A 14,782-nucleotide genomic window follows, 5' to 3' on the forward strand; every position below is an offset into this window, starting at 1 on the left:
CGGAAGCCTCTCGGGTCACTCGGAGAGGTAACGGAGTTATCCACAGAGGTGGAATTCTCCACAGAAGACCAGGCCTCACTGGTTCACCACCCCGAAGGCATGGGAGGCTCTGTTCATTGCGAGCCTGAAGTCGAGGAGAGTGAATCCTTGCGGTCCGACGCCAACATCGCGGGACCGATGACCGATCCGGTCCCCGGTCCCCGTACCGAGTCGATGGGGGACGATGTTTCACGTGAAACACCGCCCCCGATGGACGACACTCCCATCGGTCGTGCTGCCCAGCTGGCGGTAGAGGCTCTGGGCCGGGCCGGCGAAGGCCTGCCCCGGCCCGAGCAGACCAGAGTCATGGTCGTCGCCAATCAGAAGGGCGGGGTGGGCAAGACCACGACGACGGTCAACCTCGCCGCTTCGCTGGCTCTGCACGGCGCCCGTGTCCTGGTGATCGACCTCGACCCCCAGGGCAACGCGTCCACCGCGCTGGGGATCGATCATCATGCCGAGGTGCCCTCCATCTACGACGTGCTGATCGACAGCAAGCCCCTGGCGGAAGTCGTCCAGCCCGTTGCCGATGTAGAGGGCCTCTTCTGCGCTCCCGCCACGATCGATCTCGCCGGTGCGGAGATTGAGCTGGTGTCCCTCGTGGCACGGGAGAGTCGACTGCAGCGAGCGATTCAGGCGTACGAGCAGCCCTTGGACTACATCCTCATCGACTGCCCGCCCTCGCTCGGCCTGCTGACGGTGAACGCGATGGTCGCCGGCCAGGAAGTACTCATCCCGATCCAGTGCGAGTACTACGCGCTGGAGGGCCTCGGCCAGCTACTCCGCAACGTCGACCTGGTACGGGGGCACCTCAACCCCATTCTGCATGTGTCGACCATTCTGCTCACCATGTACGACGGCCGGACGCGCCTGGCGTCCCAGGTTGCCGACGAGGTGCGCACCCACTTCGGCGAGGAGGTGCTGCGGACGAGCATTCCCCGCTCGGTCCGTATCTCCGAGGCGCCGAGCTATGGGCAGACGGTGCTGACCTACGATCCAGGATCGAGCGGTGCCCTCTCCTATCTTGAGGCGGCACGAGAAATCGCACTGAAGGGCGTGGGCGTGGGGTACGACCCGACGCAGGCCCACATCGGTGCTCAGAACAATCCGAGTGTGGTGGAGGGCGTCCAGTGAGTGATCGACGGAGGGGGTTGGGCCGTGGTCTCGCCGCACTGATCCCAGCGGCGGCGACAGGAGAGAAGGATTCTCCCGCAGCGGGAGCGTCCGCACCCACGCCATCGGCGGTGCCATCTGTCTTCACCCCAGAGCGTGGGATGGGGGCCGCGAAGGTGGCAACCCTCCCGCCTGTTTCACGTGAAACAGAGGAAGCGTCTCCGGACGGCGCGGCGGAGCTGCCCGCCGCCCCCGTAGGTGCCTACTTCGCCGAGCTGCCTCTCGACTCCATCACCCCGAACCCGCGTCAGCCGCGCGAGGTGTTCGACGAGGATCTTCTTCAGGAGCTCGTCACCTCCATCAAGGAGGTCGGTCTTCTCCAGCCCATCGTCGTTCGTCAGGTGGGCCCGGCCCGCTACGAGCTGATCATGGGTGAGCGGCGCTGGCGAGCCTGCCATGAGGCCGAGTTGGAAGCGATCCCGGCGATCGTGCGGGCGACGGACGACGAGAAGCTGCTTCTGGACGCGCTTCTGGAGAACCTCCACCGTGCGCAGCTGAACCCGCTGGAAGAAGCGTTCGCGTACGACCAGTTGCTCAAGGACTTCCATTGCACGCACGATCAACTGGCGGACCGTATCGGTCGGTCCCGCCCGCAGGTCTCCAACACACTGCGTCTGCTGAAGCTCTCGCCGGCCGTCCAACGTCGGGTGGCCGCCGGTGTTCTCTCCGCAGGGCACGCTCGGGCGCTGCTCTCCGTCGAGGACTCGGAGGAGCAGGACAAGCTGGCTCACCGGATCGTGGCCGAGGGACTCTCGGTCCGAGCCGTGGAAGAGATCGTCACCCTCATGGGATCGCACCCGAAGGCCGCCACGCGGTCGAAGGGCCCACGTGCCGGCTCGGTGCCTTCTCCGGCGCTGGGTGAACTCGCGACCCGCCTCTCGGATCGCTTCGAGACCCGGGTGAAGATCGATCTTGGCCAGAAGAAGGGCAAGATCACTGTTGAGTTCGCGTCGACGGAGGATCTCGAGCGGATTCTGAGCACGCTCGCGCCGGGCGAGAAGCTGGCACTGCAGAAGAGCCTGCTGGACGACGACGCGGAGGAGACGGAGACCTGAGCCTCCTGAGGGATGGGCTCGCCTTCGGCCCGTCGACCGCCTGAGCGGGCTGTGTCCGATGTATACCGGACACTGCCCGCTCTTTGCTTTGAGGCGGTATCTAGGCAATCACATCGTGGATACGATGCGTTCGGGTAGGGCGCATCGACCTGGCGGGTCTTCTGTGGAGAGGCGGAGCCATGCGAACCGTGAGCCGTTCCGGACTGGTGACGGCAGGTCTGGGACTGGGGGCGGTCGGCGGATTCATCGGCAGTCTGCTCCGGGAGCGAAGCGCTCTGACAGCCGCCCGCGGCGCTGCGGGCGAAGGAAGCGAGGAACAGCCTTCATGGGGCGTCGGCTCGTACCGCTCACGCTGGACAACCTTCAGGACATTCCCAAGCGTTGTCGCTCGTGTGTCTTCTGGGAGCTCGACCCAGTCAGCGGCGAGGCCGCGGTAAGAGCGGGCACTCCCGCTCTGGAGAAAGAGGCGTGGATCTCCGCCGTCCTGCTGGACTGGGGATCGTGCGGCCGGGTCGTCTACGTGGACGAGGTACCGGTGGGGTTCGTGCTGTACGCGCCTCCGGCCTATGTGCCCCGCGCCCTGGCGTTCCCCACAAGTCCGGTGTCTCCGGACGCGGTTCAGTTGATGACGGCCTTCATCACGCCGGGCTATCAGGGCCAGGGGCTCGGCCGCGTGATGGTGCAGACGGTTGCCAAGGACCTCCTGCGGCGGGGCTTCAAGGCGATCGAGGCCTTCGGGGACGCCCGTTGGAAGGAGCCCGCGTGTGTCCTCCCCGCTGATCACCTGACGGCGGTGGGCTTCAAGACGGTCCGTCCCCACCCCACCTATCCACGCCTGCGGTTGGAGCTGAGAACGACGCTCTCCTGGAAGGAGGACGTCGAGCTGGCACTGGACCGGCTTCTGGGCGCCGTGCAGAAGGAGCCGGCGTTGCGGCCGCTGTAAAGCGAAGAGGCCGACCCGAGTGGGTCGGCCTCTTCATGTTTCACGTGAAACATCACTCGGCGATGAAGTCCTCGAGGTCGCGCACGATCGCTGCCTTGGGCTTGGCACCGACGATCGTCTTGGCGACTTCACCGGCCTGGTAGACGTTCAGCGTCGGGATGGACATGACGCCGTACTTGGCAGCCGTGGCCGGGTTCTCGTCGATGTTGAGCTTGACGATCTCGATCTTGTCGCCGTACTCCTGGGCGATCGCTTCGAGGGAGGGCGCGATCTGGCGGCACGGGCCGCACCAGGCGGCCCAGAAGTCCACCAGGACGGGCTTGTCGTTCTTGAGGACGTCCTGCTCGAAGGAGTCGTCGGTCACGTTCTTCAGAGTGCCGGCCACTGAGGGCTCCTAACTGGTTGGTGCGGTGGGGCGGACGGGGGTCAGACGGTGGTCTTCTCGGGCTCGGCGGCCTGGTCGCCGTCGGCGAGGGCGGCGAGGTACCGCTCGGCGTCGAGGGCCGCGGAACAGCCGGTGCCGGCCGCGGTGATCGCCTGGCGGTACGTGTGGTCGACGACGTCACCAGCGCCGAAGACACCGGTCAGGTTCGTCCGGGTCGACGGGGAGGCCACCTTCAGATAGCCCTCGTCGTCCAGATCGAGCTGACCCTTGAAGAGTTCCGTGCGCGGGTCGTGGCCGATCGCGATGAACAGGCCCGTCACCGGCAGCTCCGACGTCTCGCCCGTCTTGAGGTTGCGCAGCTTCAGCCCGGCGAGCTTCTGGTCGCCCTGGATCTCGGCGACCTCGCTGTCCCACACGAAGGAGATCTTCGGGTCGGCGATCGCGCGATCCTGCATCGCCTTGGAGGCCCGCAGTGTGTCCCGGCGGTGCACAACGGTCACGGACTTGGCGAACCGGGAGAGGAAGGTGGCCTCTTCCATCGCCGTGTCCCCGCCGCCGATCACAGCGATGTCCTGGTCCTTGAAGAAGAACCCGTCACAGGTGGCACACCAGGAGACACCACGACCGGAGAGTGCGTCCTCGTTGGGCAGCCCGAGCTTGCGGTGCTGGGAGCCCGTGGTGATGATGACGGCCTTGGCTCGGTGCACTGTGCCGCCCGTGTCCGTGACGGTCTTGATCTCGCCGCTGAGGTCCACGGCGACGATGTCGTCCGGAATCAGCTCGGCACCGAATCGTTCGGCCTGACCACGCATGTTGTCCATGAGGTCGGGACCCATGATGCCGTCCCGGAAGCCGGGGAAGTTCTCCACCTCGGTGGTGTTCATCAGTGCGCCGCCTGCGGTGACGGCGCCCTCGAACACCAGCGGCTTCAGCGACGCGCGCGCGGTGTAGAGCGCCGCCGTGTAGCCGGCGGGCCCGGAGCCGATGATGATCACGTTACGGACGTCGCTCACGGCTTGATTCCTCGTCTCTGGAGACTGCTGCGTAGTGCCGGTGGGAGCTGCTCTCGAAACTCTCACCCCACCCAACGGATCCTAAGGGGCGCGCATTCCCACTGTGTCCGGGCACACGGAGACAGCGCACCGCACGGGGAGCCTGGAAGGCGCGACGCGCGAGGCAGTCCTCAGGAGCGAGGGTAGGACTGCTTCAAGAAAACGTCGCCGGCGGATTCCGCGGCCTCGTCCAAACAGGAGGCGTCGACGACATACGCGGTGACGCGCGCGTCGTCGGAGCGGTCGGGCAGCAGCACGAGGTATGCGTCAGCTCCCCGGTAGGTACCGGGCTCGGAAGCGATCACACCGGTGACGTCGCCGATGCCCTTGGCGATACAGACGGGAACCTCGGCCTTGAGGACCGTGTTCCTGCTCTTGTCGGGCGACGTCGCGGTCCCGAAGGTGTCCTTGCTGGGCGAGCTCTCGTGCCCGGTCCTGTTCTCACCCAGGAGTTCCTGGACCCGCTTCTCCAGCTTCATGCCGGAGAAGGTCGTGGAGGCCGCTGTCGCGGTCCCCCGCCCGGGACCGTCGCTCTCACTGCCCGACTGGACGATGACCGTACCGAAGCCCAGAGCCGCGATGGCGAAGACTGCGCCGATGACCGTCGTACGACGCCTGAAGCGCCTCGTGCCGGTGCGTCCGGGGCCGGTGGACGCGCGTGGACGACCGGCAGGGCGATCTACGGTCGGCGATGTTTCACGTGAAACATGCGAGGTGTCGTCTTCCCGTGCCGTGCGGGAGACGCCGACGGAGGCAGGTTCCTCGGCGGCCTCCTGCCCCTGCGCCCCCGTGTTGAGAAGGGCCTCGGCTGCCAGGGCCGCGTCGATCCGTCCTGCCACGTCGTCGGGCATACGGGGAGGGCCCGGCAGGGTGCCGAGCAGACCACGGATCTCCTGCAGTGAGGCATAGACATCGGCGCAGAGGGTGCACTCGTCCAGATGCTGCCGGATGTGCGTCGTCCGGGGCACAGGGAGCAGACCTTCGCTGAGGTCGGAGATCTCCGTGACATCGGGGTGTCCGGCCGTGTCGGTCGTGGATGTCACGCTCGCCCACCTCCGCCCTTCACAGCAGCTGAATCGCTTGGCCCTGCATCATGTGGTCCCGCTGCGGGTGGGACGGATGTCCCCTGCGTCCGGTTCCTTCCGTGCCCCGACTTTCTGCCGCCGCCCTCACCATCCGCACGCAGATGGGTCAGCAGCGGCAGGAGTCTGGCTCTGCCTCGGGCACAACGGCTTTTCACCGTGCCGGTCGGCACGTCGAGGATCCGCGCGGCCTCAGCGACCGGATAGCCCTGCATGTCCACCAGGACGAGCGCCGCCCGCTGATCCAGCGGCAGGGTGCCGAGGGCTTCCAGCAGCTGGCGGTGCAGATCATTGCGCTCGGCCGGAGCGGAAGCGGACTCGTGCGGCTCCAAGAGCTGCTCCAGGCGCTCGGTGTCGTCGACGGGCGACGTCTTGCGCGAGGCGGCCTTGCGGGCACGGTCCAGGCAGGCGTTCACCGTGATGCGGTGCAGCCAGGTCGTGACGGCCGCCTGGCCACGGAAGGTATGCGCTGCCCGATAGGCGGACACCAGCGCGTCCTGGACGGCGTCGGCGGCCTCCTCGCGGTCGCCCAGCGTCCGCAGGGCCACCGCCCACAACCGGTCCCGGTGCCGCCGTACGAGCTCACCGAAGGCGTCGGGGTCGCCCTCCACGTGCCGGGCCAGGAGATCCTGATCGCTTACCTCGCTGTGATCAGCGCTGTGCGCCATCGGACCCCCCTCCCTCGGTGAGCTCTCAGCCCGTGAACTTCACATCGGTGATCGCCTGCTTGTAACCGGAACCACTGAACTGGTCACGGTTCGCGTAGGGCACATCCGTGAGCCAGACGAGAACGTACCGGGTCTTCACCGACTTCTTGGCGGAGATCTTGAGGTCCGCGCCACTCGTTCTGTTCGTGGCGATCTTCGTCATGGAGCTGAGGGGAGCGGACGACGACAGGGAGTCGGCCGCGTACAGCGTGGCCGTCGTGTGGTCGCCGGTGTAGTAGAGCCCTATCGAGGCGGCCGACACCTCCTTGACCGCGCCCAGGTCGTAGACGATGCCCACGCCCTGCTTGAACGGCGCCAGCGTGGGGCCGTCGTTGTAGGAGTACGTCCGCCAGTACGTCGACGAGCTGTTGTCGTACGTCAGACTCGCGTCGTTGGCATGCTGCGGCTTGCCGTCCGGGTAGTACTCCGCGGCGCCCTTGATGCTGAGCGTCGTGACGGGCTTGGCCTTGTCGGTGCCCTTGTCGTTGCCGTCGGTCGTCTGGCTGGTGTCCGGTTCGCCGGACTGGCCCCTGCTGTTCATGAGGGCGTCGGCCAGCTGCCAGCTGCCGAGACCCAGTGCGGCGATCAGCAGCGCCGAGACGGCCCACTTCAGAGCCTTGCCGGTTCGGCTCTGCAGCGGAGGCGGCGGGGTCTGGATCGGCTGGGTGAGACCCGGGTGCGGTGCCTGACGGCCGTAGTTCCCCTGCTGGTACGTCGTGCGCTGATAGTCGGGCGGCGCGGTGAACGCGGGCTCCGGCGGGCGGATGCGCGGCATCTCCCCGACAGCCTTCACCAGTTCCTCCGGCGTGGTGCACGGAGTCTCGTGGCGGGAGGCGGTGGCACCGTCGTTGACGAGCGCGCGCATGGAAAGCTCCGACAGCCCCCTGTGGACGCCCGCACGGACCTGGTCGGGTGCGATGAGCCCGACGCCCTTGGGGAGGCCGGAGAGGCCATGCGCGTCGTTCTCGTACGGCCAGCGCTGGGTGAGGGCGGCGTACAGCAGTGCGCCGATCGCCTCCGTGTCCGCCCGCTGCGGGGTGTCCGAGCTGATGCCGCGCAACGCGGCGTTCACCGCGAGACCGCGGATGCGCCACTGCCCGGAGGCGGAACGCAGCACGGCGCTCGGGTTCAGCCGCAGGTGTGCGAGGCCCTCGCGGTGTGCGGCGGCCATGGCGTGCGAGACCTGCGTGACCATCTGGTACGCGTCGTGCGGCTCCAGGGGCCCGGAGGCCAGCAGCGCCGTCAACTCCGTGGCGTCGGGCAGCCATTCGTGCACCACGTAGACGAGGTCGTTCTCCTCGACGGCGTCGAGTACCTGGACGAAGCGGGGGTCCCCCAGCAACGCCGAGGACCGGGCCGCCGCCAACACGGAGCGGGCGCGCGTGTGGTCGGCGGGCAGTACGTGCACTCCGACCGCGCGACGCAGCTTCTCGTCCACGGCACGCCAACTGCTGAAACCGTCCAGACGGGTGACGCACTCCTCCAGGCGGTATCGCCTGGCGAGTTTGTGGCCGCTGTGCAGTTCGGGCGGTGTCGTCTGCGAAGGGCTCCCGGTATCGCCGTGTCCCTGTGCCTCTTCGCTCGCCGAGCTCTCCGTGTCCCGCTCCCGGTTCTGGGCCTCCCCGTCGGCCGTGGACTGGTCCGCATGTGCGGTCAGCGGCTCGTCGCCGCTGTTGTCTGCCACGTCGACGGCAGCCGTGCTCCGTTCCGCCACCGTCGTTCCTGCCTCCCCATCCGTTGAGCGCTCTGACACGCCAAAGCCAATTGTGCCCACAGTCCGCCGCTATGAGCGACACGCGGCGGCGGACGATGGTTGTGCGCGTACCCCGACCTCAGCGCCCCAGCCGTCCGCGGACCATGCCGACCATCGAGTTGAGCTCTTCGATGCGCATGCGTCGCGCGGCGACGTAGAAGACACCGAGCAGCACGATTCCTCCCCCTGCGAGCGCGAGCATCGAGCCGCCGACGCCCTGTCCCAGGGTTCGGCTGATGCCGTAGCAGGCGGCTCCACTGAGCAGCGCCGCAGGCAGCGAGGCGATGGACAGCCGCGCGTACGTCCGCATGACCCTGGATCCGTCCAGGTCGCCGCCCAGCCGCTTCTTGAGCCGGCGCCAGGCGATGCCGACACCGATCATGTAGGCCAGACCGTACGACGCCGCCATACCGACCACGGCCCAGCGGGCCGGGATCACGAAGAAGCAGACCGCGGAAGCGCTCGCGTTGACGGCGGCCACGATGACCGTGTTGTAGAACGGGGTCCGGGTGTCCTCGTACGCATAGAAGGCGCGCAGGACCACGTACTGCACGGAGTACGGGATCAGGCCGAGACCGAAGGCCATCAGCATGAAGCCCATGTTGGTGGCCGCACCGGTGCCGGAGGAGCCGAAGATCAGCGTGCACATCGGGATGCCGAGTGCGACGAAGCCGAAGGCGATCGGCACGATGGCGACCGCTGTGGTGCGCAGGCCCTGCGAGATGTCGTCACGGACGGCGCCCGTGTCGTCCTCGGCGGCCGAGCGGGAGATGCGCGGCAGAAGGGCGGCCATGAGCGAGACGGTGATGATGGCCTGCGGCAGGCCCCAGATGAGTTGGGCGTTGGCGTAGGCGCTGAAACCCGTTCCGGCAATCTTCGTCTCGGTGACCGCCGCGGTCGCCAACTGGGTGACCACGAGGGCGCCCGCCTGGTTCGCCAGGACGAACAGGATCGTCCACTTGGCGAGCATCGCGGCCTTGCCGAGGCCGTGGCCCTTCCAGTCGAAGCGCAGCCGCATCCGGAAACCGGTCTCCCGCAGGTACGGGATCATCGCCAGTGCTTGGACCACGAGACCCAGGAGGATGCCGATACCGAGAAGACGCTCGCCCTCCGGCGGGATGTTCTCGACCGTCATGTGGGAGTTCGCCGCGCTGCCGTAGACCCAGAGGAACGCGCCGAGGGTGACGATGATGACGATGTTGTTCAGGACCGGAGTCCACATCATCGCGCCGAAGCGGCCGCGCGCGTTGAGGATCTGTCCCATCACCACATGGATGCCCATGAAGAAGATCGAGGGCAGGAAGTACCGGGTGAAGGTGACAGCTACGTCATTGGCCGCGGGGTCGGTGGCGAGAGGGGTCGACAGCGCGCGCACGAGCAGAGGTGCACCGAGCATGGCGAGCGCGGTGAGGAGGCCCAGGATCACCATGACCAGGGTCAGCAGCCTGTTGGCGTACGCCTCTCCGCCGTCCTCGTCGTCCTTCATGGCACGGACGAGCTGCGGTACGAAGACCGAGTTGAGACCACCGCCGACGGTCAGGATGTAGATCATCGTCGGCAGCTGGTAGGCGACCTGGAACGACTCACCGAGAAGAGCCAGGCCCAGCGCCGAGACGATCATCGCCGACCGGATGAAGCCGGTGAGGCGCGACACCATGGTGCCCGCCGCCATCACGGCGCTCGACTTCAGCAGGCCCGAGGAACGTCCGCCCTTCTTCGGGGCAGGTGCAGGTGTAGATGCCGGGGCGGCCGTCGGAGCGGGCTCCTGGTACGACGGACGGCCGGGGCCGGGGCCGGGCGAGGGGGCGGGGGTCGGTCCGGGCACGGACGGCTGGCCCACGGGGGCGGGGCCACTCTGTTGCTGGTCGCGGAAGAGATGCGCGAACGCGTCCGGCTCGTGGCGCTCCTCGCCTGCCTGGGTCACCAGGTCGTCCACGCCGACGAACTGGGTCGTACGGGCGTCGTCGCCGTATGGCAGATGCCGGGTCGGTCCTTCGGGCTCGGGAGCCGGTGTCTGGGCCCACACACGCGGGTCGGGCGCGTACTGCGGCGACGACGGCTGCGCGTAGAGAGGCTGCTGCGGCTGATAGGTGCCCGGGGCGGGCGGGGGGTGTGCGGCACGGTCGTAGAGCGCCTCGGCCACCGGATCCTGGGCGGAGAGATCACGCGCGCGGTAGGGGTCCTGGTCGTAGGCGTCCTGGAGGTACATGTCCGCGGGAGGCTGCGGCGGCACCTGGCCCGGCCCGGGCAGCTGGCCGTCGTCGGGATACCCCGAGTCGGCCGCGCCCTGGCCGCGGTCACCGTCGTACGGCGCGTTCATGCTTACCCCACCTCATCGTCCCCGGGCCAACCGGCCACGACAATCGCTCAACGGTCCACTCTCTCACCCGTGCCGGACGGGTCGGCGCTTTCCGGAGCGGTGTCCGGTGCCGGGTCACTCGCGTGCTCCGGCTCATCCGTCCCGGACTTCGCCGGGGAATCCTCCTCGGCAGTGTGTACGACTGGGGCCGCCTCGATGTTCGCGTCCTCGTCCGTCGGAACGCCTTCCGGCGAGTCGTCGTCCGTCGGGGCTTCCTCCCCCTCCAGCCGGGCGGCCGCACGCTTGCGCTGCGTGTACATCCGGAAGCCGGCGAGGACGAGGAGCAGGACACCACCAGCGATGACCAGCATGACCGTGGGCGTGATCTCGGTGACGTTCACCGTGAATCTGACCTCGTCACCATACTTCTCGCCGTCCGCCGTGTAGAGCTGGGCCACGACATCGGCCTTGCCGTTGGCCTCGGCGTTGGTGGTGAACTTCACGGACTCGCTGTGGCCGCCGGAGATGTCGACGGACTGCACCCCGAAGCCCTTGTCACCGATCTTCAGGCGCTTCGGTGCCTTCGACTCGAGGCGCAGCGTGAGGTTGCCGACGCCCTGCACGAGGTTGTTCTGCACGGTCACGGGGATCGTGGCGCTGCGGCCGGAGAGCTTCGTCTCGGACTTCTCGATCAGCCGGACCTGGCCGGTGAGCGAGTTGAGGTACGACTGCACGTCGTTGCGGTAGATCGCTCCATCCATGGAGCGGCCCCGCCAGGACGTCGACATCTCCCGGTCCATGGTCCTGCCGAACGGCGTCACCACACGGGACTGGTCGGTGAGGATCACTTTGAAGCGGTCGAGGTCGGCCTGAGTGCCCTGGATCTCCTCGAATGCCGACTTGGGCAGCGCCTGCTTCCGCAGCGACTTGGGGTAGGCCGAGGCGGACGGAATCCTCGTGCTGGCGCGTGGGTCGGGCTTCGCCGCGGCGGCCTCGGACAGTTCCTGGGGCTGCGACCAGTTGCCCCCTTGGAGTGCCGTCAGGGCTTGGGCCATCGTCTGGGCCTGGCTCGCCGACGGCATCCGCTGGGGGGCGATCACGACGCTGCGCTGCTTGTTGTTCTGGAGGTCGGTCACCAGGCTCTGGGCCAGGAACCTCTGCACCGCCAGCGTCGAGCTCTCGGCCTTCGTCATGTCGCCCTGGAAGGCTGTCGACAGCCGGGCGTCCGCGACCACCGCCGTGGTGCCGCCGCCGATGGGCCGGGCCGCGTTGGGCGTGTAGGAGAGACTGCTCCTCTCCTGCAGGCTGTCGCTGCGGGCGATCACCTTGTCGGCGCCCGCGGAGATGGCGACCTTGACGATCGACGGGTCGACGGTGCCGTTGACGGGCCAGGCGAAGTCCGTCTCCGGCACCACCCGGAGGATGTTCTCGACTGTGTCCGAGGCCACATCGGTGGCGCCCTTCAGCCGGCTGAGGGAGCCGGCGACCGTCCTGCCGTTGTGGGCCAGCGCGGCGAGGTCGGGATCGGCGAAGGGCAGAGCGATCACCTCCTCGCCCTGGACCGCTGTCTCCAGCTCCGCCAGCCAGCCCTTTGCAACGGCCTGGTTCTTGCCGGCGACGGTGGTGTCCCCGCTCCGGACCCGGTAGTTCCCCGTCATCGCGACCAGCGACGCCAGGAGATCCGGATCGATCACCCAGGTGATGTCCAGGTCCTTGCCCAGCGTCAGCATCTGTTCCAGGCGTCCGCCCGCCGAGATCTCCTTGGCGAGGTCGTCGTTCAGGAAGACGGGCGTCTGCTGCTCACCGGGGCCCGTCTCGGCCGTCAGATGGGGGGTGGAGATCAGCGGCCAGAGGTACGTCGTCTTCGTCTTGGTGCCCGCCTCGTCGGGCTGCCACGGCAGGAACGTGCGCTGGATGCCGAGAACCTGGTCGTACTGAGCGGACGCGGTTCTGCCCGAGAGCGAGACGCCCAGCTGATAGACCCCGTCCGAGCCGAGATCGAGCTCCTTGACGGGCACTGAGATGGTGAAGGGCTGAGCCACACCGGAGGCGAGTGCGGGGAACTTCTCCACGTATTTCCCGCCGACCTCCGTGCCGTCGGTGAACTGGTCGAAACCACTGCGCCTGGCCGCGGCGTCGATGGCCGAGCGGCCCGTCACGGCCGCTGATGCCACCCGCAAGCCCACGTGGGCGTCCGTGACCGTCTGCTTGCCCTTGTTCGTGACCGTGCCGGAGACGGTGACGGTGTCGCCGTCGGTGGGCACGCTGGGGCTGAGCGAGTCGACGGAGACCTCGACGGTTTTCGATCCCGTGGCCTCCGTCAGGGAGGTCTTCGGCGACGCCTGTGCGGACGGGGCCGCGGGCACCTGGAACAGGCCGGCGAGCAGGGGTGCCCCGGCGAACAGCGCTCCGGTGCGCAGCAGCCACCGGCGGGCAGGTGAGGGACTGGTCCCCTGGAAGTCTGCCGCCTCGGCCACGCGCTCGCCCGTCCCTCGTCGTCGTCAGTGGTCGTCGGAATGTGCGTCCACGCATGGTAACGATGTGCGCTGAGGGGAAGTGCCGCGGTCCGCTCCACAAGATCGGGCCCGAGGCCGTGCTGTCCCTGTTTGTGCACGTATCAATGGGGTCGGTGAAAGGTGCACCTGTGCGTGGCCTGGTGCACGTTCAATGGAGGCGACCGCGGCCACCGGCGGCACGTACCCTTTTCTGTTGTGCCGAACGCCAACGAAGACATCAGTGCCCTGAGTCAGGTGCAGCGCCGCGCGGTGAGTGAACTGCTGCGGGTGTCCCCTGTCGCCGACGACCTCGCACGCCGTTTCCAGCAGGCGGGATTCTCGCTCGCCCTGGTCGGGGGTTCGGTCAGGGACGCTCTGCTCGGCCGCCTCGGCAACGACCTGGACTTCACGACGGACGCTCGCCCCGAGGACGTGCTGAAGATCGTGCGTCCCTGGGCGGACGCCCTCTGGGAGGTCGGGATCGCCTTCGGCACGGTGGGGGCGCAGAAGGACGGCTACCAGATCGAGGTCACCACCTACCGCTCCGAGGCGTACGACCGGACCTCGCGCAAGCCCGAGGTGTCGTACGGCGACTCGATCGAGGAAGACCTCGTGCGCCGGGACTTCACTGTGAACGCGATGGCGGTGGCTCTTCCCGAGAAGGAGTTCATCGACCCCCATGGCGGGCTCGAGGACCTCTCGGCTCGCGTGCTGCGTACTCCCGGCACCCCCGAGGCCTCCTTCTCCGACGATCCGCTGCGCATGATGCGGGCCGCGCGTTTCGCCGCCCAGCTGGGCTTCGAGGTGGCCCCCGAGGTTGTTTCGGCGATGACTGCCATGGCCGGGCGTATTGAGATCGTCTCGGCGGAACGGGTACGGGACGAGCTGAACAAGCTGATCCTTTCCGCTCATCCCCGTGAGGGCCTGAGCCTGCTGGTCGAGACGGGCCTCGCCGAGCATGTTCTGCCCGAGCTGCCGGCGCTGCGGCTGGAACGGGACGAGCACCACCGGCACAAGGACGTCTACGACCACACGCTGATCGTCCTGGAGCAGGCGATCGCGCTCGAGGACGCCGGACCGGACCTCACTCTGCGGCTCGCCGCCCTGCTGCACGACATCGGTAAGCCCCGCACTCGTCGATTCGAGCAGGATGGCAGGGTCTCCTTCCACCACCACGAGGTGGTCGGCGCCAAGATGACCAAGAAGCGCATGACCGCCCTCAAGTACTCCAACGAACTCGTCAGGGATGTCTCGCGCCTGGTCGAACTCCACCTGCGCTTCCACGGATACGGCATGGGTGAATGGACGGACTCCGCGGTCCGCCGCTATGTACGAGACGCCGGCCCGCTGCTGGACCGGCTCCACAAGCTGACCCGTTCCGACTGCACGACACGGAACAAGCGCAAGGCGAACGCTCTGTCCCGCGCGTACGACGGTCTGGAGGATCGGATCGCCCAGCTCCAGGAGCAGGAGGAACTGGACGCCATCCGCCCGGACCTCGACGGCAACCAGATCATGGAGATCCTGGGTGTCGGGCCCGGGCCGGCGATCGGGCAGGCCTACAAGTTCCTGCTGGAGCTGCGCCTGGAGAACGGCCCGATGCCGCACGACGAGGCCGTGACCGCGCTCAAGGAGTGGTGGGCTCGGACACCGCGGGTGTCCTGACGACGGACTGTCCGTCGACAGTGGACGCGGACGGCGGCGCAGGCCGAGGTTTTCCGTGAAACACCACACCACGACACGCTGGTTCCCCGTCGACAGGGCCACCGTCCCTGAGGGGTCGACTTTTTACGTTAAAA

11 protein-coding genes are annotated in these 14,782 nt (G+C 67.8%); 4 read left to right on the forward strand and 7 right to left on the reverse strand.

Annotation, left to right across the window (positions count from 1 at the left end; translation table 11 throughout):
* Positions 1-99 precede the first annotated feature (99 nt).
* From ACZ6BB_RS26665 to ACZ6BB_RS26675, 3 genes are all read left to right on the forward strand, one after another.
* Positions 100-1,173 carry a ParA family protein gene (locus ACZ6BB_RS26665; RefSeq protein ID WP_078852329.1) on the forward strand — a complete coding sequence of 358 codons (1,074 nt, stop codon included), beginning with the start codon at positions 100-102 and terminating at the stop codon, positions 1,171-1,173.
* A complete protein-coding gene (locus ACZ6BB_RS26670) occupies positions 1,170-2,267 on the forward strand; it encodes a ParB/RepB/Spo0J family partition protein (protein WP_471617692.1) in 1,098 nt (365 codons plus the stop codon). Before ACZ6BB_RS26665 ends, ACZ6BB_RS26670 begins: the two co-directional genes overlap by 4 nt.
* A gap of 325 nt (positions 2,268-2,592) precedes the next feature.
* Positions 2,593-3,210 carry a GNAT family N-acetyltransferase gene (locus tag ACZ6BB_RS26675; protein ID WP_471617693.1) on the forward strand — a complete coding sequence of 206 codons (618 nt, stop codon included), beginning with the start codon at positions 2,593-2,595 and terminating at the stop codon, positions 3,208-3,210.
* A 52-nt stretch (positions 3,211-3,262) separates the two neighbouring features.
* Here the strand turns inward: ACZ6BB_RS26675 and trxA are convergent, their stop codons facing one another.
* The 7 genes from trxA to ACZ6BB_RS26710 all read right to left on the reverse strand — a co-directional run bounded on the left by trxA (position 3,263) and on the right by ACZ6BB_RS26710 (position 12,965).
* Complete coding sequence (trxA, locus tag ACZ6BB_RS26680; RefSeq protein WP_005482961.1) at positions 3,263-3,595, reverse strand: thioredoxin; 333 nt, start codon at positions 3,593-3,595, stop codon at positions 3,263-3,265.
* A gap of 41 nt (positions 3,596-3,636) precedes the next feature.
* A complete protein-coding gene (gene trxB / locus ACZ6BB_RS26685; RefSeq protein ID WP_471617694.1) occupies positions 3,637-4,608 on the reverse strand; it encodes a thioredoxin-disulfide reductase in 972 nt (323 codons plus the stop codon).
* Between the two features lie 170 nt (positions 4,609-4,778).
* Positions 4,779-5,690, reverse strand: a complete 912-nt coding sequence (locus ACZ6BB_RS26690) for an anti-sigma factor (protein ID WP_471617695.1) — start codon at positions 5,688-5,690, stop codon at positions 4,779-4,781.
* Positions 5,687-6,397 (reverse strand): RNA polymerase sigma factor SigM, encoded by a 711-nt coding sequence (gene sigM / locus ACZ6BB_RS26695; protein WP_471617696.1) that lies wholly within the window; start codon positions 6,395-6,397, stop codon positions 5,687-5,689. Before sigM ends, ACZ6BB_RS26690 begins: the two co-directional genes overlap by 4 nt.
* A 25-nt stretch (positions 6,398-6,422) precedes the next feature.
* Positions 6,423-8,150 carry a protein kinase family protein gene (locus ACZ6BB_RS26700; RefSeq protein WP_471617697.1) on the reverse strand — a complete coding sequence of 576 codons (1,728 nt, stop codon included), beginning with the start codon at positions 8,148-8,150 and terminating at the stop codon, positions 6,423-6,425.
* Between the two features lie 118 nt (positions 8,151-8,268).
* Positions 8,269-10,509: a murein biosynthesis integral membrane protein MurJ gene (gene murJ / locus ACZ6BB_RS26705; RefSeq protein ID WP_471617698.1), complete on the reverse strand. Its 2,241-nt coding sequence runs from the start codon at positions 10,507-10,509 to the stop codon at positions 8,269-8,271.
* A 47-nt stretch (positions 10,510-10,556) separates the two neighbouring features.
* Positions 10,557-12,965: a DUF6049 family protein gene (locus tag ACZ6BB_RS26710; RefSeq protein WP_471617699.1), complete on the reverse strand. Its 2,409-nt coding sequence runs from the start codon at positions 12,963-12,965 to the stop codon at positions 10,557-10,559.
* Between the two features lie 234 nt (positions 12,966-13,199).
* On the opposite strand from ACZ6BB_RS26710, the gene ACZ6BB_RS26715 reads away from it, so the two are divergent.
* Positions 13,200-14,648, forward strand: coding sequence for a CCA tRNA nucleotidyltransferase (locus ACZ6BB_RS26715; RefSeq protein ID WP_471617700.1), 1,449 nt, complete (start codon positions 13,200-13,202; stop codon positions 14,646-14,648).
* Positions 14,649-14,782 lie beyond the last annotated feature (134 nt).

It is taken from the genome of Streptomyces sp. NPDC041108 (assembly GCF_055592645.1).

Coding starts and splice junctions, on each gene's coding strand:
- ACZ6BB_RS26675 (WP_471617693.1), top strand. CDS start 2,593: ATGGGGCGTCGGCTCGTACCGCTCACGCTGGACAACCTTCAGGACATT.
- murJ (WP_471617698.1), bottom strand. CDS start 10,509: ATGAACGCGCCGTACGACGGTGACCGCGGCCAGGGCGCGGCCGACTCG.
- sigM (WP_471617696.1), bottom strand. CDS start 6,397: ATGGCGCACAGCGCTGATCACAGCGAGGTAAGCGATCAGGATCTCCTG.
- ACZ6BB_RS26665 (WP_078852329.1), top strand. CDS start 100: ATGGGAGGCTCTGTTCATTGCGAGCCTGAAGTCGAGGAGAGTGAATCC.